The following is a 26560-nucleotide window of genomic DNA, read 5'->3' as shown; positions in this document are numbered from 1 at the left end:
GATCGGTGCCTTGGTTGCTGCGCTCGCATGAGCCGGCTAAGGTCGCGGTTACGTTCTTTGCCTCGATTTTCCGCATGCCCTTGCCCAATTCCCTTGCCGCCTCTCTCACCCTAAGCCTCGGCCTCATCAGCACCGCCCACGCCGACGAAGGCATGTGGATGCCATCTCAAATGCCCGAGCGGCCCAATCCCTTGCGCGATGAAGGGCTGCAGGGCGATCCGCAAATGCTGGCCGAGGTAACACGTCCGCCGCTGAGTGTGGTGGTAAAGGTCGGGGGTGGCACCGGGGCGTTCGTGTCCACGGACGGGTTGCTGTTGACCAATCACCATGTCGCCTACGGGGTGATCCAGTACAACACCTCGGCGAAGGAGAACCTGATCGAGAACGGGTTCATCGCGCGGGATCGCGCCGACGAGCGTGCCGCCAATCCGGATTTTCGGGTGCTGGTGACGGTGGGTTTCGACAAGGTCACCGATCAGGTGCTGGGGTCGGCCAAGGGCAAGACCGGGCGCGCTTACTACGATGCGGTGGATGCGGCGAGCAAGCGGATCGTCGCTGACTGCGAGCGCGAGGCCGGGGTGCGCTGCAGCGTAGCCAACATGTATTACGGCACGGACTTCTATCGGATCCGCCAGTTGGAATTGCGCGACGTGCGCCTGGTGTACGCGCCGCCGCGGGCGATCGGCAACTACGGCGACGAGATCGACAACTTCATGTGGCCGCGGCACAGCGGCGATTTCACCTTGCTGCGCGCCTACGTGGGCAAGGACGGCAAGCCGGCGGACTACAGCGCCGATAACGTGCCGTACCAGCCGCCGGCGCATCTGCAGATCGCCACCGATGGGCCGCAGGCCGGTGACTTCGCGATGCTGGCCGGTTATCCCGGCATCACCTACCGCCATCGCACCGCGGCCGAGTTCGCCGAGCAGGTGGAAGCGACGCTGCCGCAGCGGGTGGCGGTGCTGGACCAGTTGATCGAGGTGATCGAGGCGTCGGGCAAAGCCGATTCGGAGGCGCGCACGCGCTATGCGTCGCAGCTGCAGTCGCTGAAGAACAACCGCAAGCGGGCCGCTGGCGAACTGGGAGGGCTGCAGCGTAGCGATGCGGTCCGGCTGCGCGCGGAGGACGAGCGCGGCATGCTTGCGATGACCCATGGCGGCGTTGCGCAAGATATCGCGACGCTGCAGAAGGTGCTCGGCCAAGCGTCGGCGCTGCGCGAGCGCGATCTGCTGTTGGGCTTGATCGCCACGCAGACCCAGGCGCTGCGCTCGGCACTGACCCTGGAGCGGCTGCGGCTGGAGGCGGCCAAGCCGGACGATCGGCGCGAGACCGGCTACCAGCAGCGCGACCTGGCGCTGATCGAGGGCATGCTCAAGCAGGTGCAGCGTCGTTATTCGCCAGCCGTGGAGAAGGCGCTGCTGACGACGCTGCTGACGCGCTACCAACAGTTGCCGGAGGCGCAGCGGGTGCCGGAGTTCGATGCGGCGTTCGGGCGGACCCCGGCGCAGTTGCAGGCGGCGCTCGACAAGGCCTATGCCGGCACCGCGCTGGGCACCGAGGCCGAGCGCCTGTCGCGCTTCGCTGCGGCGCGCGAGGGCAAGGCGCCTGCGGCCGATCCGTTGCTGGCGCTGGCCGCCACGCTGGTGCCGGCGCAGCTGCGGCTGGACGATGAGCGCAAGGCGCGCGAGGGCGAGCAGTTGCGGTTGCGCCCGGCCTACATGCGTGCGCTGTTCGCTTGGCGCAAGCAGCAGGATCGTGCGGTGTATCCGGACGCCAACAGCACGCTGCGGATCAGCTACGGTCGCGTCGAACCGCTGGCGCCGCGCGATGCGGTCAGCTTCGCGCCGCTGACCACGGTGGCCGGCATCGTCGAGAAGAACACCGGCAAGGAACCGTTCGATGCGCCCAAGCCGCTGCTGGCGGCGATCGCCAAGGGCGACTTTGGCAGCACGGTCGATCCGCAGTCGAAGACGCAGCCGGTGAACTTCCTGACCAACCTGGATACCACCGGCGGCAACTCCGGTTCGCCGGTGCTCAATGCGCGCGGCGAGCTGATCGGGCTGAACTTCGACAGCAACTGGGAAGCGGTCAGCGCGAGCTGGTGGTACGACCCGCGCTACAAGCGTGCGATCCATGTGGACATGCGCTATCTGCGCTGGCTGATGGCCAAGGTGTATCCGGCGCCGCAACTGCTGAAGGAGTTGAACGTTCCGCAGGAGTGAGTGGCCGGGTTGGGACACGTATGTCGCTTGGCGTTGCCTCTAGCGAAATAGCGCAGAGTATGCCCCGTGCCCCGTGCCCCGTGCGGCGGCGGCATCGTCGTCGCTGCTTCGGAAGAGTGAACTCTGAGCGCTCACTCTCGATGCATCGTGCCGTCGGAGATTAGGAGATTAGAAGGAGGATCCCGATACCGGACACCTTCATGCGTCGGGACTGAAGTCCCTCCCACAATAGGCATCAAGCGCTGCGGTTGGGGGACTGACGTACTGGGTGTGTGCTGTTGATCTCGAATGCGCCGGCCGCGGCTCACTCCGCCACTGCGATGCAGCGCTTAGACTGATCCGATGGACTCTCTTGCCGCTACGCCCTTGCCGCGCGCGTTCTACGCTCGAGACGCGCGCGAGGTCGCGCCGCAACTGCTGAATACCTTGCTCGTCGCCGCCGATGGACGTTGCGGGCGCATCGTCGAAGTGGAAGCCTACTGCGGTGCGGAGGATCCGGCGGCGCATTCGTTCCGCGGCATGACCTCGCGCACGCGGGTGATGTTCGGGCCGCCGGGACATCTGTACGTGTACTTTATCTACGGCATGCACTGGGCGCTCAACGCGGTATGCGGTGGCGCACCAGGACATGCAGTGTTGATCCGCGCCCTGGCGCCGGTGGCAGGGGTCGAGGCGATGCAGTTGGCACGCGGTGCGGTGCGCGCGGCCGATCTCACCCGTGGTCCGGGGCGCTTGGCCAAGGCGCTGGGCGTGTCGGGCGCCGACAATGGGCTGGACCTGACCTCACGGCAGTCGCGCCTGTGGCTGGGCCAGGACGGGACGCCGCCGCCGACCACACCGGTCGTCACCAAACGGATCGGCATCAGCAAGGCGATGGACGCGCCATGGCGCTGGCATGTGCCCGACGAGCCGAATGTGTCGCGTTTTGTGGTGAGCCGGGCGAAGCGCCGCGGGTAGCGTGGCGTTTGTAGGCATCGTCGCACTACACGCTGCAAGAAGGTCAGTGCATTGCCCGCCGTCACGAGTGAAAGGCCGCATCGCGGTTGTGACGAAAGGCGCTTTGGTTCGGAGACGAATGCATTTCCTCAGGGACTCTCGCTTCGTTCGTCGCGGCTGAAGCCGCTCCTACGACGGGAAAGCTGCGTCACCACCGCCACAAACGGGCGCATGGCTGAGGGTATGCCGACACGGCACGCGCTAGGCGATCGCGGTGCTCGCATCCAGTTGCGCGATGGCATCGGCCACGACCGTGGCGAACGGTGCGTCCACGTCCACCGAGATCACGTCTGCTTCGTCCAGTGGCAGTTCCAGCGTGTCGAGCTGGCTTTGCAGCAGGGCCGGTGGCATGAAGTGACCGTGGCGCGCGGCCAGGCGTTCGGCGATCACGTGCGCGGCCGCGTGCAGGAACACGAAACGCATCGGCACGCCGGTGTCGCGCAGTTGCTGGCGGTGTGCTTTGCGCAGCCCGGAGAAGGCCAGCACGACGCTCTGCCCGGCATCGACCGACGCGCGCAGGCGCTGCGCCAGGGCCGCGACCCAGGGCGCGCGCTGCGCGTCGCTGAGCGGGATGCCGTGCGCCATTTGCGCCTTGGCGGCGGCGCTGTGGAAGTCGTCGGCGTCGAGGAAGGTGAGTCCGTAGTGCGCCGCCAGTGCCTGGGCGACGCTGGTCTTGCCGCTGCCGGACACGCCCATCACGACGATGGCTTCGGCGCGTGGCGGCGGGGACGAGGCGGATTGGGTCACGTGGTGCGGTCCTGTAGGGTCACGCGCATGATGCCAGCGTGGGCGTTGTGTGGACGTGCAGCGCAGCTACAACTGGGGGTCGTGCCGCTTTCGCGAACTCGCCCAGGCATCTTTTGTTGGTGGGCGCGCCGCGCAAACCGACTGGGTCCGGATCGTGGCGTCGGGGCTGAAGCCCCTCGCACAGGGACTTCGGCCAGCTCTCCCGATTACACAGCGCGCGCTTGGCTCTTCCGGCTTGGCGTCTACATCGAAGCGTTCGCCGTCTCGACCAGATCGTCCCACTGCAGTCGCGTGCCGGACGCATCGTCGCTGTGCTGCAAGGTGCGGCGAACGGCGCGACGCATGGCGCGGCTGATCCAGGTATGCAGGTCGCGACCGGACTGGCCTTCGCTGCGGTCGGCGATCCAGGCCGCCGCGGCGTCGGCGTCGAGATCCAGCGGTTTGCCGCGCAGCAGGCCCGCGACAATGGCGGTCCGCGCCGCGTGGTCGGGCAGGGCGATGACGATCTGCCGGTCCAGCCGCGACAGCAGCGCCGGGTCGATCGCGGCGGCATGGTTGCTGGCGGCCAGCAGGAACACCTGGCCCGCGTGGCTGGCAACGCCGTCCAGTTCCTGCAGCAGTTGGCCGACGATCTCGCGGGTGTAGGCGTCGTCGCCGTCGGCACCGCGCGCCGGCGCGACGATGTCCAGTTCGTCGACGAACACGATGCATGGCGCTTGCGCACGCGCGCGCTCGAACGCGGCCTGCACGCGCTGGCCGGACTGGCCGAGGTAGCCGGCCTTGAGGTCGGCGCTGCTCAGGGCGATGAAGGCCAGGCCCGACTGGCTGGCGAGGATGCGTGCCACCTGGGTCTTGCCGGTGCCCGGCGGGCCGACCATCAGGATGCCGCGCGGCACCGGCACGCCGAGCGTGGCCAGGGTCTCGGCGTTGCGCAGTTCCTTGCCCAGGCCGACGAACTCCTCGACCGTGGCGGCCGGCAGCACGATGTCGTCCCAGCCGAGCGTGGCGACGGCGGTGGAACCTTTGCCGCGCAGTGCGCGCAGGTGTGCGTGCAGGGTGGCGTTGTCCAGGGTGCCGTCGACGCACTCGGCGGCCACCCGTGCGACCAGCGTGTGCAGGTCGCGGCCGGAGAGGCCGCTGCTGTCGGCGATCACCTGCGTATCCGGCGCCAGCGTGAAACCGGCTCGCCGCAGTTCGGCGTCGAGGATGCGCGTGCGTGCCGCGGCGTCGGGCAGGCCGATGGCGATGCTGGCGGTGAAGCGCGACAGGATCGCGTCGTCCAGCAGCGCCGGGCGGTTGGTCGCGCCGATCACCAGCACCTGGCCGTGCGCGGCATGGAAGCCGTCCCATTCGGCGAGGAAGGTCTGCACCAGCTCGGCGCCGAAGCTGTCGCTGTCGGCGCCGCCGCGCCGCGCGAACACGCTTTCGCATTCGTCGATGAACAGGATCGCCGGCGCATGCGCGCGGAAGCGCTGCCAGATCGCCTGCACCTTGGGGCCGGTATGGCCGACATGCGCGGCCTTCAGGTCGGCCACGCCCAGCGCCTCGAAATGGCAGCCGGCATGGCGCGCCAGCTTGCGCGCGATCAGGGTCTTGCCGGTGCCCGGCGGCCCGTGCAGGAGCATGCCCTTCGGCGCCGGCTGGCGTGCGGACACGAACAGGTCCACCAGTTTCAGGATCTGGTCGAGCGTGGTGTCGGGCAGGGCGACGTCGGCCCAGTGCCGTTGCACCGCATCCAGGCTCTGCAGCCGCTGCTGCAGCGCGCGTTGCTGGCTGCGCGCGGCCTCCCAGGCCTGCACGTGGTCGTGCAGCGCGGCGATCGGCGCGCCATCGACGGCGGCGTCTTCGGCCAGTGCCAGCGCCAGCGATTGCAGCGACGGCAGAGCGTTGGCAGCCAGGTCGGTGTCGAGGAGGATCAGGGCCGCTGCACGGCTGGCGTCGGGCAGCACGATCAGCGCCTGCAGGCTCGGGTCCTCGGTGCCGTCGTGCAAGGCCAGCAGCCGCGCACCGGACAGATCGCCATGCGTGGCGGGAACGGACCAGCGCCCGTGCAGGGCGCGCTGCGGCCATGGCGCGCGGGTCACCGGATACGTCGACCCTGGATCGTGCTGCGCGGCATCGGCCACCTGCACCAGCGCCAGCGGCAGGCGTGCGAACGTCTGCAGCGCACGCCGTTCGGCATGGCTGTGGTGCCAGGCCAGCAACTGCGCGCCGGCGACGACCAGCAGAGCGTATGCCAGCAACGAGGGCAGCAGGCTTTGCAACAGCAGGCCGCCGTCGCCGTGCAGGCCGACCTGGCGCCACCAGACGAGGAAGCTGCGCGTTTCGCCCAGCCAGTGCGCGCTCGTCCACGGCAGGACCAGCACCAGCATGCCGATCAAGGCCGCACGCCAGCGCCAGTCCGGCAACAGGGGTCGCAGCAGCAGCGCCGGCCCCCAGGCGCGGCGACGCTCGCGCCGCACTGCCGCCCGCGCCGCACCTCTGGCGTGCGCAGCGAAGCGGTGGCGGATTGCCGCCGCCGCCTGCTCCACGTCCGGCAGATGCCGCTCGATATCCGCATCGGCCTGCGCCTGGCGCGACTGTGCCTGCTGTACCTGCGCGAGCAGGCGCTGCGTCTGCTGTTGCAGCGACGGTGGGGGCGTCGGCACGGCGGCCGGGATGCCGGACATCAGCGAGGGCGGGCGCAGGTGGTCACCGCGCGCATCTTAGCCCGAGCGCCGGCGGGACTGCGGTGGCCGGAGAGCGGGGCAGGGAGACTTGCTTGGGCGGCGTGGCGAGCACGATGGTGGATGGTGAAACGGACGGCCGCATGCGACAGGACTGTTTAACGCAGCAAGCGTTGCGTGGGTGAAAGACTGGCGTCGCGCAAATTGCGATGTGGCAGACGGATATGGAGCCATGATGGTGTCGCGCGTCGGGGCTGAAGCCCCTCCCACAACGACCGCCCAGCCCTTGTGGGAGGGGCTTCAGCCCCGACGCGAGGTTCCTATAGGACAGGGGGGCTTCGCTCGGCGCGTTTTGCAGCGGCTTTCGCACGGCCGCGCGACTACGCCGAAGCACCACGCACGCTCTAGACTGCACTCAGTCTCATGGGGGCTCGCCTTTGGTTTCCAGTTGGATCCTGCTGCTGGTGTCGGTCGGCTACGCGGCGCTGCTGTTCGCGGTGGCGTGGTGGGGCGACCGCCGTCCGCTGTACCCGGAGCGGCCGTGGCTGCGGCCGGCGGTGTACAGCCTGGCGCTGGCCGTGTACTGCTCGTCGTGGACGTTCTACGGCGCGGTCGGCAGCGCGGTGCGCAACGGCGCCGGTTACCTGCCGATCTACCTGGGTCCGCTGCTGATGCTGCTGTTCGGCTGGCGCATCGTCGAGCGCCTGGCGCTGATCGCGCGCAGCGAGAACACCGTGTCCATCGCCGACTTCATCTCCTCGCGCTACGGCCGCTCGCGGCGCCTGGCCGCGCTGGTGGCGGTGATCGCGCTGGTCGGCGTGGTGCCGTACCTGGCGCTGCAGTACAAGGCGGTGGCGATGAGCCTGCAGGTGCTCAGCGGCCAGTCCAGCGCCGGCGCGCCGTTCTATGCCGATCCGGCGCTGTACGTGGCCTTGGGGATGGCGCTGTTCGCCACCCTGTTCGGTACCCGCCAGGTCGACGCCACCGAGCATCATCACGGCATGATGCTGGCGATCGCGCTGGAGTCGGTGGTGAAGCTGCTGGCGATGGTGGCGGTGGGCGTGTTCGCCTACGTGTGGCTGTCTGCGCGCGACGGCGGCCAGGTGCTGCAGTCCACGCGCACGCTGTTCCAGAACACCCCGCCGGTGGGCTTCATCTCGCAGACCCTGCTCAGCTTCCTGGCGCTGGTGTGCCTGCCGCGGCAGTTCCACGTGGCAGTGGTGGAATGCAGCGACATCGGCGACATCCGCAAGGCGCGCTGGCTGTTCGGCCTGTACCTGGTGCTGATCTCGGCGATGGTGGTGCCGATCGCCGCGGCGGGCATCGCGCTGTTCGGCGGCGGCGACGTGGCCGACGACAGCATCGTGCTGGCGCTGCCGCTGGCCGAAAGCCGCACCGCGCTGGCGCTGGTCGCCTACGTGGGCGGGTTCTCCGCCGCCACCGGCATGGTCATCGTCTCCAGCATCGCGCTGGCGACGATGATCAGCAACGACCTGGTGATGCCGGTGCTGCTGCGCCGCCGCGGGCACCAGGCGGCCGGCGCGGACGTGGCCTCGAAGGTGCTGTGGATCCGCCGCCTGGCGATCCTGCTGCTGGCGCTGATCGCCTACGGCTACTACCGCAGCAGCAGCAACGATACGACGCTGGCCTCGTACGGGCTGATGGCCTTCGCCGCGGTGGCGCAGTTCGCGCCGGGCGTGATCGGCGGGCTGTACTGGCGCGGCGCCAGCCGCAAGGGCGTGGAGACCGGCATGGTGCTGGGCTTCGCCACCTGGATCTACACGCTGCTGCTGCCGGCGTTGACCCAGGCCGGCTGGCTGGCGCCGGCCTGGCTGCTGGACGGGCCGTTCGGCATCTCCTGGCTACGCCCGCAGCAGTTGTTCGGCATGAGCGGCTGGGACCCGCTGGCACACGGCACGTTCTGGTCGCTGCTGGTCAACGTCGGCACGATGATGCTGGTGTCGGCGCGCTGGCGCCCGGGCCTGGACGAGCGCCTGCGCGCTGCGCCGTTCCTGGAGCCGTACTCGCAGCGCCCGGCGGTGGCCGGCGACTGGCTCGGGCAGGTGCGCGTGGTGGATCTGCAGGCGCTGGCCGAACGCATGGTCGGCGAGCGTCACGCCCGCCGCGCCTTCGCCGAACAGGCGCAATTACTTGGTCGCGAGCCGCAGCCCACCGCGGTGGCCGACCGCGTCTGGGTGCAGTTCACCGAGCGCCTGCTCGCCGCCTCGATCGGCGCGGCCTCCGCGCGCCTGGTGCTGACCAGCCTGCTGCGCGGCTCGGGCATGGACCTGGGCGAGGTGGTGGCGGTGCTCGACGAGGCCGGGCAGGAGTTGCGCTTCAACCGCGAGATCCTGTCGACCACGCTGGAGAACATCAGCGCCGGGGTCAGCGTGGTCGATCCGGCGATGCGCCTGACCGCGTGGAACCGCCGCTACCAGCAGATGTTCGGCTATCCCGACGGCATGCTCTACGTCGGCCGCCCGGTCGCCGACCTGATCCGCTACAACGCCGAGCGCGGCGAACTGGGTGGCGGCCAGGTGGAAGACCAGATCGCCCGCCGCATCGCGCACATGCGTGCCGGCACCCCGCACGTGTTCGAGCGCACCCGCAGCGACGGCAAGGTGATCGAGATGCGCGGCCAGCCGCTGCCCGGCGGCGGCTACGTCACCAGCTACAACGACATCACCGACTACAAGCGCGCCGAACAGGCGCTGCTCGAAGCCAACGAGACCCTGGAGCAGCGCGTGGCCGAGCGCTCGCGCGAGGCGGAGCTGGCGCAGCAGTCCAAGACCCGCTTCCTGGCCGCGATCAGCCACGACGTGCTGCAGCCGCTCAACGCCGCGCGGCTGTTCGCCTCGGCCTTGCGGGATGCGCACCAGAACGAGGAGCAGCGGCATCTGGCCGAGCGCGTGGACGCCTCGCTGCGCGCGGCCGAGGAACTGCTCGACGGCCTGCTCGACGTGTCGCGGCTGGACGCCGGTGGCCTGCGCCCGACCATCGAGGACATCGATGCCGGCCTGCTGCTGCGCGAACTGGCCGCGCAGTACAGCCCGATCGCCGCCGGCCGCGGCCTGCGCCTGCACGTGTACGCGCGGCCGCTGTGGGTGCGCAGCGATCGCCGCCTGCTGCGCCGCGTGCTGCAGAACTTCCTCGCCAACGCGCTGCGCTACACCCGCCAGGGCCGCATCGTGCTGGGCATGCGCCGCCGCGGCGCGGCACTGGAACTGCAGGTCTGGGACACCGGCCCCGGCATCCCGCCGCACCACATGCAGCAGATCTTCGACGAGTTCCAGCGCTACCAACAACCGTTCGACTGGGGCGAGCAGGGGCTGGGCCTGGGCCTGTCGATCTGCCAGCGCATCTCGCGCCTGCTCGGCCACGACCTGGATGCGCGCAGCCGCGTCGGCCACGGCAGCATGTTCTCCATCACCCTGCCGCGGGCGGCGCCGCCGGCACAGGCGCAGCAACGCGCGCCGCGTGCGGCGGCGGCGGCCGACTCGCTGGCCGGGCTGCGCGTGCTGTGCGTGGACAACGACCAGGAAATCCTCGACGGCATGCGCGCGCTGCTCGGCCGCTGGCAGGTGGAGGTGATCTGCGCCAGCACCGTCGATGCGGCGCTGGCGCAGGCCGCGTGCGCGCCGCACGTGATGCTGGTCGATTACCACCTGCACGACCGGCTCGACGGCCTGGAGACCCTGGACGCGCTGCGCGCGGCGATGCCCGGGCCGGTGGCCGGCGCGCTGCTCACCGCCGATGGCCGCGACGAACTGAAGCTGCAGGCGCGCGAGCGCGGCTACCGGCTGCTGACCAAGCCGGTCAAACCGGCCTCGCTGCGTGCCTTCCTCACCGCCTACCACGACCCGATCTAGGGACCGTCGCGCGACTTTGTAACGAAAATGTATGCGTCGTGTGGCAAGCCGCGACGCGGCCGGCGTGGCGCGCGGCGCGGGCGGGCGGCTAAGGTGGTGGACCACTCACGATCCGCCTGCGCATGACCTCCCTGGACACCCCCGCGATGCCCTCGCTCCCGGACTTGCTGGCGGCGCTGGAGGCCGGCCAGGCGCAGACCCTCGAACACGGTGCCCGCGCCTACCTGCGGCAGCACCCCGACGATGTGCTGGCCAGCAGCCTGCTGGCGATGAGCCTGCAGATGCAGGGCCAGCCGGCCCCGGCCGCTGCCGTGTACCGCAGGCTGGCCGAGCGTGAGCCGCACGAGGTGGCGCACTGGAACAACCTGGGCACGGCGCTGCGCGAAGCCGGCGACCCCGGCCCGGCCGCCGAGGCCTATCTGCGTGCCCGCGCGCTGGCGCCGGACGATCCGTTGCCGCACCACAACCTCGGCCTGCTGGCCATGGATGCCGGCGACTACGCCGCGGCCCGCGAACACCTGCTCGACGCGCATGCGCTGGCGCCGCAGGCCCCGCCGCTGTGCGTGCACGCGGCGATGGCCTGCCACGAATGCGGCGACTTCCAGCGCGTGCAGGCGTTGATCGCCGACTGGCGGCAGTGGCCGCCGCTGGATCCGGACACCACCGTGGAACTGGCCTGGCTGCTGTCGCAGGGCGGCGAGACCGACACCGCCTGCGAGCTGCTGCGCGCCTGCGCCGAGGGGCCGATGGCGCAGCCGGCGCGGGCCTGGTCGCGGTTGGTGCTGGTGCTCGAACGCGCCAATCGCCTGCCGCAGGCGCGCGAGGCCGCTGCGCAGTTGCCGCCGCCGGAACGGATCGACGACCCCGACGTGCGCCAGGACGCCGCCAATGCGCTGGCGGTGCTGGCCATGCGCGAGAGCCACTGGGAGCAGGCGCACGCGCTGCTGCGTGGACTGCTGGCCGACGGCAGCGCCGTCGACCGGCGCAAGCAGAGCAACCTGTTCTTCGCCCTGGCGCGGGTCTGCGATCGCCTGGGCCGTTACGACGAGGCCCTGGATGCCTGCGCGCAGGGCCATGCCGGCCAGGTCGAGGGCCTGGCCGCCCTGGTGCCGGAACTGGCGGCGGCGGACGCACCGCCGTTGCCGGTCGCGCAGGCCCGCTGGGATCCGGCGCGCCTTGCCGCGGCGCGGCCGGTCACCGCGCCGGCCATGACGGACTCGCCGATCTTCGTGGTCGGCTTCCCGCGCTCGGGCACGACCTTGCTGGAACAGATGCTCGACGCCCACCCGCAGTTGGTGGCGATGGACGAGCGGCCGTTCCTGCAGGGGCTGGCCGACCGCCTGGAGGCACGCGGCGTGGCCTGGCCGGACGGGTTGGGCGAACTCGACGATGCCGCCTGTGACGCGCTGCGCGCCGAGTACTGGCAGGCGGTGCGCGGGGTGGTGCAGGTGCAGCCGGGCCAGCGCCTGGTCGACAAGAACCCGCTGAACCTGCTGCGTCTGCCTCTGATCCGGCGTCTGTTCCCGGAGGCACCGGTGATCCTGGCGCTGCGCCATCCCTGCGACGTGCTGCTGAGCTGCTACATGCAGGCGTTCCGCTCGCCGGCCTTCGCCCTGCTGTGTGCCAGCCTGCCGCGGCTGGCGCGCGGCTATGCCGATGCGATGGACTTCTGGGTTTACCACGCCACCTTGCTGCAGCCGCGCACGCTGGAGTTGCGCTACGAGGATCTGGTGGCCGATCCGCAGGCGCAGGTGACGCGGCTGGGGCAGTTCCTGCAACTGGAGCAGCCGGAGCGGCTGCTGGAGTTCCAGCGGCACGCGCAGGGCAAGGGTTTCATCAGCACGCCGAGCTATGCCCAGGTGGTGGAAGGCATCAACCGCAAGGCCCTGGACCGCTGGCACGCCTACCGCGACGCCTTCGCACCGGTGCTGCCGGTACTGCAGCCGTTCCTGCAACGCTGGGACTACCGCGCCGTCTGAGCGCTGCGGCTTGTCTGAACCGTTCCCGTCTGCGGGTTGAACGGCAAAACGCCGCGCGCGCTGTACCGCGCTTGAAGCGGTGTTTTTGTCAGGGACTGCCGCACATCGGCACACCGAAACAACACCCTTCTTATAAAAAACTAACAAGTGCCTGACGGTCCTGTAATGAACCGCTGGCCCGAGGCATGCATTTCGCCCGCGGCGCCGTCGAGGCGCCCGGGATGGTTCGCGCCTGCGTGCAGCCGGCGCTTGTCGCACATCACATGAGGTCTTCCCGATGTCCGTAGCAAAGAACAGACTCGCTCACGCCGTTTGCCTGGCCATGGCGACGCTTCCCGCCACGCTCTATGCGCAGAGCGCCACGCCGGCGGCGTCCGCGTCCGGCGACGCGCCGGTGACGCTGGACAAGCTCACCGTCACCGGTTCGCTGGTGCGCCGCGTGGATGTGGAGACCGCCAGCCCGGTCGCCGTGGTCGATCGCCAGCAGATCCAGCAGAGTGGCAAGCAGACCCTGGGCGACCTGCTGCAGGCGCTGCCCGGCATCGCCGGCGCCGCGACCAACCCGCAGGTCAACAACGGCGGCGGCGACGGCGCCTCGACCATCTCCCTGCGCGGCCTCGGCGACCAGCGCACGCTGATCCTGATCGACGGCCACCGCATCCAGAACAACGACGTCAATTCGATCCCGGCCAACATGATCGACCACGTCGAAGTGCTGAAGGTCGGCGCCTCGGCGATGTACGGCTCCGACGCGATCGGCGGCGTGGTCAACTTCATCCTGCGCAAGAATTTCGAAGGCGGCGAAGTCTCGGCCAACTACGGCCAGACCAGCCGCGGCGACGGTGCGCGCCAGGGCGGCAGCTTCACCTTCGGCAAGACCTGGGACCGCGGCAACGTCGTGGTCGGCCTGGACTACAACAAGCAGAAGGGCGTCTCCAGCGCCAACCGCGCGTTCTCCAAGTACGCGATGTACCTGTCCAGCGGCAGCGTCTACAAGGGCGGTTCCAGCCGCACGCCCAGCGGCTACTACAAGCTGCCGGCGGCGACCCTGGCGGCCAACGGCTGCGACCCCGACGCAGGCGCCCTGACCAGCAACGGCAGCGGCGGCTACAAGTGCTACAGCTCCTCGGCCGATGCCTACAACTACCAGGCCGAGAACCTGTTGCTGACCCCGCAGCAGCGCGTCGGCGGCTTCGTGCTCGGCAGCTTCAACATCACCGACTCGATGCAGGCGTACGTCAACGCCTACCACAACCACACCATGTCGAACTTCGCGATCGCGCCGCTGCCGTTCGACGCGCAGAACGACGGCATCACCATCGCCGCCAACAACCCCTACAACCCGTTCGGCGTGGAGTTCGGCCCCAATGGCTATGAGCTGCGCACCCGCTTCACCACCCTGGGCCAGCGCGAGGGCTTCTACGACACCGCCACCGACCAGGACGTGATCGGTCTGAAGGGCAGCATCGGCGACAGCAGCTGGGTGTGGGACACCAACTTCAACTACGGCCACTACCGCCAGCGCAACTGGAGCCACGGCTACGTCGACTATGCCGCGCTGCAAAGCGCGATCGACAGCGGGCAGGTCAACATCTTCGACCAGAGCGACGCCAACACGGTCGCCTGGCTGAAGAGCAACGAATCGATTCCGCGCCAGGAAACCACCACGATCATGCGGCAGTGGGAAGCCAGCGCCAACGGCAGCCTGTGGGAGATGCCGGCCGGTGCCGCACAGCTGGCGGTGGGCGCGCTGTACCGCAAGGAGAGCCTGAACTCCACCGTGTCGGCCAATGCGCTGATCAACAGCGACAACACCTGCGCGGTCTCCTCCGAAGCGTGCTCCTCGCCGCTGAGCGGCAGCTTCAACGTCAAGGAGGCGTACGCCCAGCTGTTCGTGCCGGTGCTGGAACAGTCCTCGCCGGTCGGCGCGCTCAACCTGACCCTGAGCGACCGCTACTCCGACTACAGCAGCGTGCGCTCGGGCAACAACAGCGCCTCGTTCCAGGTGGAGTGGCGTCCGATCCACGACCTGATGGTGCGCGGCACCGCGGCGCAGGTGTTCCGTGCGCCGACGATCAGCGACATCTACCAGGGCCCGACCGCCGACGCGCCGAACTTCGTCGACCCGTGCATCGGCTACAGCGGCAGCGGCCACGCCAATGCCTGCGCCGGCGTGCCGGCCGGCTGGAACGGCTCGGGCCTGTCGCAGACCAACGGCATCGTGTCCGGGTCCAGCTACGTCGGTTATCAGCTCAAGCCGGAGAAGGGCACCTCCTTCGACTACGGCCTGGTCTACAGCCCCGAGTACGTGCCGGGCCTGTCGGTCAACCTCGACTGGTGGAAGGTCAAGCTCAACGACCTGATCCAGTCGATCTCCGCGCAGACCGTGGCCGACCTCTGCTACAACGACGACAACAGCCCGTACTGCAGCTACATCCACCGCTACGCCGCGGGTACCGTCAGCGCCGGCAACATCAACTACATCCAGACGCCGGTGGTGAACATCGGCAAGCTCAATACCCAGGGCATCGACCTCGGCGCCAACTACGCGCTGCCGGAGACCGCGTTCGGCAAGTTCACCGTGGCCGTGGACAGCACCTACCTGCACCGCTACGACATCGACACCGGGGACACGGTGGTGCACATGGCCGGCCGCTACAACTCGTCCTACGGCAACTACACGCACTGGCGTGCGCATGCCCTGGTCGGCTGGAAGCTGGGCAACTGGGACGCGAGTTGGACCACCCGCTGGATCGGCAAGGTGCAGGTCGGCAGTGGCGACCCCACGCAATACATGTCCGCAGACGGCGTGTTCAAGGAAGCGGTGCTGGACTACGGCAGCTACATGTATCACTCGCTGCAGGTGGGCTACGACATGACCGGCGCCAACCTGCGCCTGGACCTGGGCGTGGACAACCTGACCAACAAGCAGCCGCCGGTCATGTACCAGAACAATGTGTTGAACGCGAACACCGACGTGAGCACCTACGACACGCTCGGCCGCTACTACTGGATGCGGGCCACCTACCGCTTCTGAGTGAAGCCGGCGCCGCCTGCCTGTGCGGGCGGCGCCGGAGCGTATGACACGGCGCGTCCATTCCGGGCGCGCCGTTCTGCTGTAGGGGGCAGCATGCCGATGCGCATGAACCAGACCGACCTGCGTCACTACGTCCGCGTCTACGACGCGGCGCTGGATCCTGGCTTCTGCGCGCAACTCATCGCGCAATTCGAGCAGACCGCCGCCCAGCACAGCCGCAATGGCGCTGGCGCGCGTGCGGGGCTGGACGACAGCGCCTGGACCGAACTCAACGTCACCCGGCTCGCCGATCCGGCATTCCAGGGCTTTTTCATCGAACAAGTGCGTGCGGCGCTGGCCCGCTACAACGCCGATCTCGGCCTGACCGCCGAGGTGCCGTGGCGCCCGCGCCTGGCCGACCTGCGGATCAAGCGCTACCGCGCCGATGCCGGCGAACGCTTCCAGCCGCACTTCGACGCCTGCGACGCGGAGACCGGCCGCTACCTGGTGTTCCTGTGGTATCTCAACGACGTGGCCGAGGGCGGGCACACCCGCTTCCTCGACCTGGACCTGGAGATCGCGCCGCGCGCCGGCCGCCTGCTGGTGTTCCCGCCGTACTGGATGTTCCTGCATGCGGGCCTGCCGCCGCGCAGCGGCGACAAGTACATCCTGTCCACCTACCTCGAATTCACCGCCAAGCCGGCCTGACCCAAGGCGCCGTGCCGGTGGGATGGGCGCGCCTCATCGCCGCACGTCCCCGATCCCGAATCCCGGCCGCACCAGCGCCCCGTCGATCAACCTGCGCCATGCAGATGCTCGAACAGGATGGTGCAGCCGATCGCGATCAGCAGCGCGCCGCCGACGATCTCCGCGCGCTTGCCGGCCAGCGCGCCGAGCGCGCGGCCGAGCATGATGCCCAGGGTGACCATGGTCAGCGTGCACAGGCCGATGATCGCCGCGACCTCGACGATGTTCACGTCGAGGAAGGCCAGGCCGACGCCGACCGCCATCGCATCGATGCTGGTGGCGAAGCCGGTGGCGGCCAGGTTCCAGAAGCCGTGGCGCTTGGGCGTGGCCTCCTCGGGCGCGTCGGACTCCGGCTTGAGGCCTGCGACGATCATGTGCACGCCCAGCGCGCCGAGCAGGCCGAAGGCGATCCAGTGGTCGAAGGCGACCACGTACTTGGACGCGGCCTGGCCGAGCACCCAGCCCAGCGCCGGGGTCAGTGCCTCGATGCAGCCGAAGATCAGGCCGGCACGCAGCGCGTCGGCCCAGCGCGGGCGTTGCATCGCCGCACCCTTGCCGACCGCGGCGGCGAAGGCGTCGGTCGACATGGCGATGCCGAGCAGGAGGATCGAAAGAAACGACATGGGGAACCGTACCGGGACAGGCGACAACGACGAGCGCGCGCGCCCGGCCTTCGCCTTGCGCACTCGCCGCTGGTCTCGCCAACCGAACTGGCTGCCCGTACCACGGCGCATCGGCCGAGTCTGTTGATACGGGCGCTGTCCGCGCAGGGCGGACAGCAGGCTACTCCCCAAGGGGACGCGCAGTCTAACAGCGGCCAACTGCGGCGAACATCCCTGGAACGCACGCGAACCTGCAGCTTATCTTGATAGCTGCTGCTATATCGAAGACGGCGCTGCAGCGGCACGGCACATGTGTGTGCGGGATATGTCGAGGATGCTTACCTCTCTGCGCATGTGGCTCCCGCGGTGGCACGCAGCCGTAGCGTGCGAGGGTGCGAATGTGCGCGCCACTTCAGGACAGCGGCAGGGACGTGTCGCCAGTTCCCGCATGCAGCAATCGACGCATCGCCGCTGTGTGGGGCAGCCTGCGCCGTGCCGAAGGGAGCGACCGGTGCTCAGCGTGCAGCGCGTCGGGACTGAAGTCCCTCCCACAAGGAGGCGCACAGCGCGCCGCGTACACGGACAACGGACGCGCACGCGCTGCATCCGCACCGCTCGCGCCTTCGCAGGCGTCGCCTCGGCTCAGTCCTCTTCCGGCGGCAGCACGATGGCGTCGCTGTCGATGGCCAGCTTGCCGGCCAGCAGCACCGCCTGGGTGCGGTTGGTGACGCCGAGCTTGCGCAGGATCGCGGTGACGTGTGCCTTGATCGTGGCCTCGGACACGCCCAGGTCGTAGGCGATCTGCTTGTTGAGGCTGCCGGCGCCGAGCATCTGCAGCACCCGGAACTGCTGCGGGGTCAGTTCGCGCAGGCGCTGCCCGACCTCGCGCTCGGCGCGGTCGGTGGGCGGCACGTTGTGCGCTTCCGGCGGCGCCCAGTGCTCGCCGTCCAGCACCGTGCCCAGGGCCAGGCCGATGGTGTCCGAATCGGCCGACTTGGGAATGAAGCCGAACGCACCGTGGTCCAGCGCGCGCCGCATCACGGTCGGCTCCTCGCGCGCGGACACCACCACCACCGGCAACTGCGGGTGCAGCGCGCGCATGTGCACCAGCGCACTGAACCCCTGCGCGCCGGGCATGTTGAGATCCATCAGCAGCAAATCGGCATCGGCGTGACGATCGGCCAGCGCGTACAGCGCCTCGACGCTGTCGGCCTCGTACAACTGCACCCCCGGCATCACCCGCTGCACCGCCCCACGCAGCGCCTCGCGGAACAGGGGATGGTCGTCGGCGATCAGCAGGGTGGGCATGGGTGAGGCCGGGAGTGGGGAAACGGGAATGGGGAATGGCAACGGCAAAAGCAGCGCGTCGTGCGCCTGCGAGAATGAAGCGACCGGGGAGCGGCTTTACCCATTCCCCATTCTCAATTCCCCATTCCCGAACGAACGACAAGCGCGTCAGCGCGCCAGTCGTTCGTTCACCAACGAATCCACCACCGATGGATCGGCCAGCGTCGAGGTGTCGCCGAGTTGGTCGGGGGCGTTCTCGGCGATCTTGCGCAGGATGCGGCGCATGATCTTGCCCGAGCGGGTCTTGGGCAGGCCGGGCGCCCACTGCAGGTGGTCGGGGGCGGCGATCGGGCCGATCTCCTTGCGCACCCAGGCCACCAGTTCCTTGTGCAGGGCCTCGCTCGGCTGCTCCTCGGCGACCAGGGTCACGTAGGCGTAGATGCCCTGGCCCTTGATGTCGTGCGGGAAGCCGACCACCGCGGCCTCGGCCACCTTGGGGTGGGAGACCAGCGCGCTCTCCACTTCGGCGGTGCCGATGCGGTGGCCGGAGACGTTGATGACGTCGTCGACGCGGCCGGTGATCCAGTAGTAGCCGTCGGCGTCGCGGCGGCAGCCGTCGCCGGTGAAGTAGCTGCCCGGGTAGGTGCGGAAATAGGTGTCGATGAAGCGCTGGTGGTCGCCGTACACGGTGCGCATCTGCCCCGGCCAGGAGTCGCGCAGCACCAGGTTACCCTCGGTCGCGCCTTCCAGGATCTCGCCGTCGGCGCTGACCAGCGCCGGCTGCACGCCGAAGAACGGCAGCGTCGCCGAGCCGGGCTTGAGGTCGATGGCGCCGGCCAGCGGGGTGATCAGGATGCCGCCGGTCTCGGTCTGCCACCAGGTGTCCACGATCGGGCAGCGGCCGTCGCCGACCACGTCGTAGTACCAGCGCCAGGCTTCGGGATTGATCGGCTCGCCGACGCTGCCGAGCAGGCGCAGGCTCGTGCGCGCCGTCTTCTTCACCGGCGCCTCGCCCTCGCGCATCAGCGCGCGGATCGCGGTCGGGGCGGTGTAGAAGATCGTCACCTGGTGCTTGTCGATGACTTCCCAGAAGCGCGACACGCTCGGGTAGTTCGGCACGCCCTCGAACATCAGTGCGGTGGCGCCGTTGGCCAGCGGTCCGTAGACGATGTAGCTGTGGCCGGTGACCCAGCCGACGTCGGCGGTGCACCAGTAGATGTCGTCCTCGCGCAGGTCGAACACGGTCTCGTGGGTGTAGGCCGCGTACAGCAGGTAGCCGGCGGTGGTGTGCAGCACGCCCTTGGGCTTGCCGGTGGAACCGGAGGTGTAGAGGATGAACAGCGGGTCCTCGGCATTCATGCGCTCGGGTTCGCATTCGGCCGGCTGGCTGTCGACCACGTCATGGAACCAGCGGTCGCGCGGGGCCTGCATGTCCACCGCGCCGCCGGTGTGGCGCACCACCAGCACGGTTTCCACGCTGGTGGTGCCGGGCAGCTTCAGCGCCGCGTCGACGTTGGCCTTGAGCGGGATCTTCTTGCCGCCGCGCAGGCCCTCGTCGGCGGTGATGATCAGCTTGCTGCCGCAGTCGATCACCCGGTCGGCGATCGAGTTGGGGGCGAAGCCGCCGAACACCACCGAGTGGATCGCGCCGATGCGCGCGCAGGCCAGCATCGCCACCGCCGCGTCCGGAATCATCGGCAGGTAGATGGTGACGCGGTCGCCCTTCTGCACGCCCAGCGCGCGCAGCGCGTTGCCGAGCCGGCACACGCGCTCGTACAGCTCGCGATAGGTGACGCGGTAGGACGGCGCGTCCGGGCTGTCCGGCTCGAACAGCAGCGCGGTCTTGTCGCCGCGTGTTGCCAGTTGCCGGTCCAGGCAGTTGACGCTGGCGTTGAGTTCGCCGTCGTCGAACCAGCGGATATGGAAGTCGTCCAGGGCGAAGCTGACGTCCTTGATCCGGGTCGGCTTCTTGAACCAGTCCAGGCGCTCGGCCACCTTGCCCCAGAACGCCTCCGGCTGTTGCACCGATGCCTTGTACTGGGTCTGGTACTGGGTCTTGTCGACCCGCGCCCGGGCGGCGAACTGCGGATCGACGGGATAGAGATCGGCCATGGTTCCCTCTGCAATGAACGGGGGCGCCGCATGCGGCGGCGCGTCAATGCGAAGTGTGCCGCATCCGGCGTTAAGCGCACACGCGCCGGGCCTTAGACGATGGTCGTAACTCAGCCGACGTTCGACTAATGGCCAATAGGCGCGACCGGCGCGCTCGCGCACGCTGCGGTTCGGCCGCGCCTGTGCGTGCGGCATCCATTATTCGGGAGGGAGTAATGAGCAACCGCATCGCATCCTTGGCGCGTCGCCCGTTGGCGGCCGCGCTGTTGGTGGCCCTGGTCGCGCCTGGCGCGGCCTTCGCCCAAGGCAAACCCTCGGCGCGCGAACAGGCGCTGGAGACCCGCGTGGCCGAGCTGGAGCGGCAGGTGCAGCAACTGCTGTCGGCGCAGCAACAGCAGCAGGGGCAGATCGCGCAGACCCAGACCGAGGTCGCCGCGGTTCGCTCGACCCAGGCCGCACCGCCGCCGGCAGCTCCGGCGCCGCCGGCCGGCAAGGCGCCGATCCAGGTCACCACGATCACCCCGGGGGCCACGCCCGGCACCACCTTCAAGGTCGGTGGCTTCATCAAGGCCGACTTCCTGGCCACCCGCACCGGCGACGGCCAGCTCGCCGACGACGCCACCGGCCGCGCGCTGTACCTGCCCGGGCAGACTCCGGTGGGCGGCGCCAAGTCCGGCACCGACTACAACGCCCACGCCAAGTTCTCGCGGATCAACTTCGGCGTGGACAGCGTCACCGAAGGCGGCAACAAGGCCGGCGCGCTGGTGGAACTGGATTTCTTCGGCAATGCGCTGGGCACCCAGACCGCCACCAACACCTATGGCGCCACGCTGCGCCACGCCTACATGTACTGGAACCACTGGCTGGCCGGCCAGACCTGGTCCAACTTCATGGACCCGGCGGCGCTGCCGGAAGCGGCCGACTTCATCGGCCCCACCGACGGCGTGGTGTTCGTGCGCCAGGCGCAGCTGCGCTACACCAACGGCGGCTTCAGCATCGCCCTGGAGAACCCGGAAACCACCCTGTACACGCGCAGCGTGGCCGGCGTGGTCAGCACCGCCAGCTCCGACCGCGGCGCGCTGCCGGACCTGACCGTGCGCTACGGCTGGAAGGGCGACTGGGGCAGCTTCGGCGTCGCCGGCGTGGTCGGCCAGCAGAAGGTCGACAACCGCGCCACCGGCGCCGACGCCAGCAAGGCCTCCGGCGGCCTGACCCTGGGCGGCAAGTGGGTGGCCAGCGACAGCGACAGCCTGTTCTACCAGCTCACCGGCGGCGAAGGCATCGGCCGCTACATCGGCCTGGGCATCGCCCAGAACGCGGTGTACGACGCCGCCGACCGCGACCTGGACACGGTCGGGGTGGTCGCCGGCTACGTCGGTTGGCGCCACGCGTTCTCGCCCAAGCTGCGCACCAACCTGATCTACGCGCGCAGCGACTACGACAACGACACCGCGCGCACCGGCCTGGCCGTGACCAAGTCCGTGCAGAGCATCCGCGGCAACGTCTTCTACTCGCCGTTGCCCAAGGTCGATATCGGCGCCGAGCTGATGTACGGCAAGCGCGAGATCGAAAGCGGCGCCACCGGCGACATCACCCGCCTGCAGTTCACCACCAAGTACAGCTTCTGATCCGCGCCGCGACCACTGACCGGAGCCATCCCATGAGCCTCTCCAACGACGCGCTGATCGCCAAGATCGACGCCAATCCGAAGTACCACGCGCTCAAGCGCCAGCGCAACGCGCTGGGCTGGACGCTGACCATCCTGATGCTGCTGGCCTACTTCGGCTTCATCGGCCTGATCGCCTTCGACAAGGCCTTCCTGGCCCAGCCGATGGGCAGCGGCGTCACCACCATCGGCATCCCGATCGCCATCGGGGTGATGGTCTTCACCATCGCCATCACCGCGATCTACGTGCGTCGCGCCAACACCGTGTACGACCAGCTGACCGCCGACATCCTCGAGGACGCCCGCCAATGAGCAAGCACCTGCGCTTCCTTCTGCTGCTGCTCGCCGCGCTGCTGCCGGCCGGCGCGGCCCTGGCCGCCGGCGGCGACGTCGGCCAGACCGACAAGCAGCCGACCAACTGGGTGGCGATCGGGATGTTCGCCTTCTTCGTCGCCGGCACCCTGTGGATCACCAAGTGGGCGGCGAAGAAGACCCGCTCGGCGTCGGACTTCTACACCGCCGGCGGCGGCATCACCGGCTTCCAGAACGGCCTGGCGATCGCCGGCGACTACATGTCGGCGGCCTCGTTCCTGGGCATCACCGCGGCGGTGATGACCAACGGCTACGACGGCCTGATCTACGCCATCGGCTTCCTGGTCGGCTGGCCGATCCTGACCTTCCTGATGGCCGAGCGCCTGCGCAACCTCGGCAAGTACACCTTCGCCGACGTGGCCGGCTACCGCTTCGCGCCGACCGCGATCCGCACCTTCGCCGCCTCCGGCACGCTGGTGGTGGTGCTGTTCTACCTGATCGCACAGATGGTCGGCGCCGGCGCACTGATCAAGCTGCTGTTCGGCCTGGACTACTGGGTGGCGGTGAGCCTGGTCGGCGTGCTGATGATGGTCTACGTGCTGTTCGGCGGCATGACCGCCACCACCTGGGTGCAGATCATCAAGGCGGTGCTGCTGCTGACCGGCGTGACCTTCATGGCCGTGGCGATCATGTGGCACTTCAACTTCAGCTTCGAGGCGCTGTTCGCCGAGGGCGTGCGGGTGAAGACCGCGGTGGCGGCCAATGGCGGCGCCTCGCCGGAAGAGGCGGCCAGTGCCGGCCTGTCGATCATGGGCCCGGGCGGCTTCGTCAAGGATCCGATCTCGGCGATCTCCTTCGGCATGGCGCTGATGTTCGGTACCGCCGGCCTGCCGCACATCCTGATGCGCTTCTTCACCGTCCCCGACGCCAAGCAGGCGCGCAAGTCGGTGCTGTGGGCCACTACCTGGATCGGCTACTTCTACATCCTGATCTTCATCATCGGCTTCGGCGCCATCGCCCTGGTGCTGACCAACCCGCAGTTCGCCGACGTCGCCACCGGCACCATCCACGGCGGCAAGGGCGCGGCCAACATGGCGGCGGTGCTGGTCGGCAACGCGGTGGGCGGCAACGTGTTCATGGGCTTCATCTCCGCGGTGGCGTTCGCCACCATTCTGGCGGTGGTCGCCGGCCTGACCCTGTCCGGCGCCTCGGCGGTGTCCCACGACCTGTACGCCACGGTGATCAAGAAGGGCAATCCGGCCCCGGGCTCGGAACTGAAGGTGTCGCGCGTCACCACCATTGCGCTGGGCATCATCGCGGTGCTGCTGGGCATCGTGTTCGAGAAGCAGAACGTGGCCTTCATGGTATCGCTGGCCTTCGCCATCGCCGCCTCGGCCAACTTCCCGGTGCTGATCCTGTCCTTGCTGTGGAAGGACTGCACCACCCGCGGCGCGGTGATCGGTGGCTTCCTCGGCCTGATCTCCTCGCTGGTGCTGACGGTGCTGTCGCCGTCGGTGTGGGTGGACACGCTGGGCAACCCGACCGGCTCGGCGCCGTTCCCGTACACCTCGCCGGCGCTGTTCTCGGTGACCATCGGTTTCGTCGGCATCTGGCTGTTCTCGGTGCTGGACCGCAGCGCGCAGGCCGGCAAGGAACGCGCCGCGTTCAAGGCGCAGCAGATCCGCGCCGAGACCGGGTTGGGCGCCTCGCGCGGGTCGGGCCACTGAGCGCGCGCGCCTAGCAGGACGCGGCCATCGCCGCACGCGACGCCGGCCCCTGTGCCGGCGTCGTCGTGTCTGCGGGCAGGGGATACCATGGCGGGCCCTCACCGCACCACTCGCCCGCATGCGCTATCGCTGGATCCTGTTCGACGCCGACGACACCCTGTTCCACTTCGACGCCTTCGCCGGCCTGCAACGCATGTTCGCCGGCTACGGCGTGCAGTTCGGCGAAGCCGAGTACGCCGACTACACCGCGTGCAATCGGCCGCTGTGGGTGCAGTACCAGAACGGCGCGATCACCGCGCTGCAATTGCAGCAGCGCCGGTTCGCCGACTGGGCGCAGCGCCTGCAGACCGCGCCGGAGACGTTGAACACGGCGTTCCTGGCGGCGATGGCCGAGTTGTGTACGCCGCTGGACGGAGCGGTGGACTTGCTCGACGCCTTGCGTGGGCGCGCGCGCCTGGGTCTGGTCACCAACGGCTTCGGCGCGCTGCAGAGCGCGCGCCTGCAGCGCACCGGCCTGCACGACCGCTTCGAGGTCATCGCCATTTCCGAGGTGGTGGGCGTGGCCAAGCCGCACCCGGGGATCTTCGCGCACGCGCTGGCGCAGTTGGGCGATCCGCCGCCGGCGCAGGTGCTGATGGTCGGCGACAACCCGCAGGCCGACATCGCCGGTGGCCTGGCTGCGGGCCTGCACACCTGCTGGTTCAATGCGCACGGCGCCACCGCGCCGGAGGGCATCGTGCCGCACCATCAGGTCGCCTCGCTGGCGCAGTTGCAGGCGTGGTTGCTGGAAGAACCGGCGTAGCCATGCCGATGGGCGGGAGCGCCTGAGGTCATCGGGTCGGGACTGAAGTCCTTCCCACAACGAGAATCGCGCCAGCATCGCGGGCGAAGGGAAGCGCGCGGTAGGAGCGGCTTTAGCCGCGAGGGGCTTCACTGGGAACGCCTGTCGCGGCTGAAGCCGCTCCTACGGAGAAGCGTGCATTCGGATAACGCGCGGCCAACGCCGCTGAGCAGGGGCTTCTTTCAGTGCTCACGCCCGGTCGCCGGGCTGCAGGCAGGCCACGCGACCGCCATCGTATAGTGCGCCCATGCCGATCTCCGCCGCCGCCCCCGCCGACACGCCGCTGGCCGCCCTGCCAGCCACCCTGCAGCGCCTGCGCGCGGCCTGGCAGGCGGCCAAGCCGGAGCGGGCGCAGCGCCGCGAGGACCTGCTGCGCCTGCGCGCGGCGCTGAAGCGGCGGCTGCCGGAGATGGCCGATGCCATCGCCGCCGATTTCGGCCACCGATCGCGCCACGAGTCGCTGCTCGCCGACGGCATGACCGTGCTCGGCGAGATCGATCACCTGCTGCGCCATCTCAAGCGCTGGATGCGCCCGCAGCGGGTCGGCGCCGGCTGGCGGCTGTGGCCGGCGCGCGCGGAAGTGCGGCCGGTGCCGGTCGGCGTGGTCGGGGTGATCGCACCCTGGAACTACCCGGTCAACCTGGCGCTGATCCCGCTGGCCACCGCCATCGCCGCCGGCAACCATGTCTACCTGAAACCCTCCGAGCACACGCCGCGCACCGCACAGTTCCTGCAGTCGCTGCTGGCCGAGGTGTTTCCGCCGCAGCGGGTGGCGGTGGCGCTGGGCGGTGCCGAGGTGGCGTCCGCGTTCGCCGCGTTGCCGCTGGACCACCTGGTGTTCACCGGCTCCACTGCGGTCGGGCGCAAGGTGATGGCGGCGGCCGCGCCCAACCTGACCCCGCTGACCCTGGAGCTGGGCGGCAAGTCGCCGGCCATCGTCTGCGCCGACTACCCGCTGGAGCAGGCCGCCGCGCGCCTGGCCACCGGCAAGTGGTTCAACGCCGGGCAGACCTGCATCGCTCCGGACTATGTGCTGATCGACGCCGGCCGCGAGGCGGCGCTGGTGCAGGCGCTGCGCGCGCAGGTGCTGGCGCGCTACGGCGATTTCGCCAGCGCCGAGGACTACACCCGCATCGTCAACGAGGGCCAATACCGGCGCCTGCGCGGCTACCTGGACGATGCCCGTGCGCGCGGCCTGGAGGTGATCGAACTGGCCACGGTGGAGCGCGACCGCGCCGAGCGCGAGCGGCTGATCGTGCCCACGGTGGTGCTGCAGCCGGGCGACGATGCGCTGCTGATGCAGGAGGAGATCTTCGGCCCGATCCTGCCGCTGCGCAGCTACCGCTCGCTGGATGCGGCCATCGCCGAGATCAACGGCCGCGACCGGCCGCTGGCGCTGTATCCCTTCAGCCACGACCGCGCCCGGATCGAGGCGATCCTGCACGCCACCATCGCCGGCGGCGTCACCGTCAACGACAGCCTGCTGCATTTTGCCGCCAACGCGCTGCCGTTCGGCGGCATCGGCCCCAGCGGCATGGGCGCCTACCACGGCCGCGCCGGCTTCGACGCCTTCAGCAAGGCGCTGCCGATCCTGTGGCAGGCGCGCCGCGCCGGCAGCGACCTGCTGAAGCCGCCGTACGCGCGGATCGCGCGCATGCTTTCGTTCCTGGTGCGGTGAGCGGGGTGTAGCGTGCGTCGAGGGCGCGCTTGCATGGCGTGACGATAGGAGGCGCGCGCGTGTAGGAGCGGCTTCAGCCGCGAGGCGTTACCG

General features: G+C 69.4%; 16 protein-coding genes. 11 read left to right on the top strand and 5 right to left on the bottom strand.

Features of this window, described 5'->3' with window-relative positions; translation table 11 throughout:
• The first annotated feature begins 74 nt into the window (after nt 1-74).
• Together PG878_RS20385 and PG878_RS20380 are read left to right on the top strand one after the other, a co-directional pair.
• Nucleotides 75-2222 carry a S46 family peptidase gene (locus PG878_RS20385; protein ID WP_209030071.1) on the top strand — a complete coding sequence of 716 codons (2148 nt, stop codon included), beginning with the start codon at nt 75-77 and terminating at the stop codon, nt 2220-2222.
• Nucleotides 2223-2564: 342 nt separating this feature from the next.
• Nucleotides 2565-3179, top strand: coding sequence for a DNA-3-methyladenine glycosylase (locus tag PG878_RS20380; RefSeq protein WP_209030072.1), 615 nt, complete (start codon nt 2565-2567; stop codon nt 3177-3179).
• A gap of 240 nt (nt 3180-3419) precedes the next feature.
• Here the strand turns inward: PG878_RS20380 and PG878_RS20375 are convergent, their stop codons facing one another.
• Both PG878_RS20375 and PG878_RS20370 read right to left on the bottom strand, forming a co-directional pair.
• Nucleotides 3420-3914 carry a gluconokinase gene (locus tag PG878_RS20375; protein ID WP_244672520.1) on the bottom strand — a complete coding sequence of 165 codons (495 nt, stop codon included), beginning with the start codon at nt 3912-3914 and terminating at the stop codon, nt 3420-3422.
• Nucleotides 3915-4207: 293 nt separating this feature from the next.
• Nucleotides 4208-6634 carry an AAA family ATPase gene (locus tag PG878_RS20370; RefSeq protein WP_209030074.1) on the bottom strand — a complete coding sequence of 809 codons (2427 nt, stop codon included), beginning with the start codon at nt 6632-6634 and terminating at the stop codon, nt 4208-4210.
• Between the two features lie 434 nt (nt 6635-7068).
• On the opposite strand from PG878_RS20370, the gene PG878_RS20365 reads away from it, so the two are divergent.
• The 4 genes from PG878_RS20365 to PG878_RS20350 all read left to right on the top strand — a co-directional run bounded on the left by PG878_RS20365 (nt 7069) and on the right by PG878_RS20350 (nt 16203).
• Complete coding sequence (locus tag PG878_RS20365; protein WP_209030075.1) at nt 7069-10500, top strand: hybrid sensor histidine kinase/response regulator; 3432 nt, start codon at nt 7069-7071, stop codon at nt 10498-10500.
• A 122-nt stretch (nt 10501-10622) separates the two neighbouring features.
• Complete coding sequence (locus PG878_RS20360) at nt 10623-12479, top strand: tetratricopeptide repeat-containing sulfotransferase family protein (RefSeq protein ID WP_209030076.1); 1857 nt, start codon at nt 10623-10625, stop codon at nt 12477-12479.
• Between the two features lie 322 nt (nt 12480-12801).
• Nucleotides 12802-15516 carry a TonB-dependent receptor domain-containing protein gene (locus tag PG878_RS20355; protein ID WP_209030077.1) on the top strand — a complete coding sequence of 905 codons (2715 nt, stop codon included), beginning with the start codon at nt 12802-12804 and terminating at the stop codon, nt 15514-15516.
• A 99-nt stretch (nt 15517-15615) separates the two neighbouring features.
• The gene (locus tag PG878_RS20350) at nt 15616-16203 is read left to right on the top strand and encodes a 2OG-Fe(II) oxygenase family protein (protein ID WP_209030287.1); all 588 of its coding nucleotides are present in this window, start codon (nt 15616-15618) and stop codon (nt 16201-16203) included.
• Between the two features lie 86 nt (nt 16204-16289).
• Here the strand turns inward: PG878_RS20350 and mntP are convergent, their stop codons facing one another.
• From mntP to acs, 3 genes are all read right to left on the bottom strand, one after another.
• A complete protein-coding gene (gene mntP / locus PG878_RS20345; RefSeq protein ID WP_209030078.1) occupies nt 16290-16865 on the bottom strand; it encodes a manganese efflux pump MntP in 576 nt (191 codons plus the stop codon).
• 621 nt (nt 16866-17486) lie between these two features.
• The gene (locus PG878_RS20340) at nt 17487-18152 is read right to left on the bottom strand and encodes a response regulator transcription factor (protein WP_010342764.1); all 666 of its coding nucleotides are present in this window, start codon (nt 18150-18152) and stop codon (nt 17487-17489) included.
• A gap of 147 nt (nt 18153-18299) precedes the next feature.
• The gene (acs, locus tag PG878_RS20335; protein ID WP_209030079.1) at nt 18300-20243 is read right to left on the bottom strand and encodes an acetate--CoA ligase; all 1944 of its coding nucleotides are present in this window, start codon (nt 20241-20243) and stop codon (nt 18300-18302) included.
• Between the two features lie 215 nt (nt 20244-20458).
• Here acs and PG878_RS20330 point away from each other — a divergent pair, with 215 nt between their 5' ends.
• The 5 genes from PG878_RS20330 to PG878_RS20310 all read left to right on the top strand — a co-directional run bounded on the left by PG878_RS20330 (nt 20459) and on the right by PG878_RS20310 (nt 26467).
• Complete coding sequence (locus PG878_RS20330) at nt 20459-21871, top strand: DcaP family trimeric outer membrane transporter (protein WP_209030080.1); 1413 nt, start codon at nt 20459-20461, stop codon at nt 21869-21871.
• A 32-nt stretch (nt 21872-21903) separates the two neighbouring features.
• Nucleotides 21904-22221 carry a DUF485 domain-containing protein gene (locus PG878_RS20325; protein ID WP_017908353.1) on the top strand — a complete coding sequence of 106 codons (318 nt, stop codon included), beginning with the start codon at nt 21904-21906 and terminating at the stop codon, nt 22219-22221.
• Nucleotides 22218-23948, top strand: a complete 1731-nt coding sequence (locus tag PG878_RS20320; RefSeq protein ID WP_209030081.1) for a cation acetate symporter — start codon at nt 22218-22220, stop codon at nt 23946-23948. Before PG878_RS20325 ends, PG878_RS20320 begins: the two co-directional genes overlap by 4 nt.
• A gap of 118 nt (nt 23949-24066) precedes the next feature.
• Nucleotides 24067-24750, top strand: coding sequence for a pyrimidine 5'-nucleotidase (gene yjjG, locus PG878_RS20315; protein ID WP_209030082.1), 684 nt, complete (start codon nt 24067-24069; stop codon nt 24748-24750).
• Nucleotides 24751-25036: 286 nt separating this feature from the next.
• The gene (locus PG878_RS20310; protein ID WP_209030083.1) at nt 25037-26467 is read left to right on the top strand and encodes a coniferyl aldehyde dehydrogenase; all 1431 of its coding nucleotides are present in this window, start codon (nt 25037-25039) and stop codon (nt 26465-26467) included.
• The last annotated feature ends 93 nt before the right edge of the window (nt 26468-26560 follow it).

Source organism: Xanthomonas hawaiiensis, assembly GCF_031834635.1.
Lineage (GTDB): Bacteria > Pseudomonadota > Gammaproteobacteria > Xanthomonadales > Xanthomonadaceae > Xanthomonas_A > Xanthomonas_A sacchari.
Note: the sequence above shows the minus strand (reverse complement) of the source record. Positions and strands in the feature narration are given on the sequence as shown.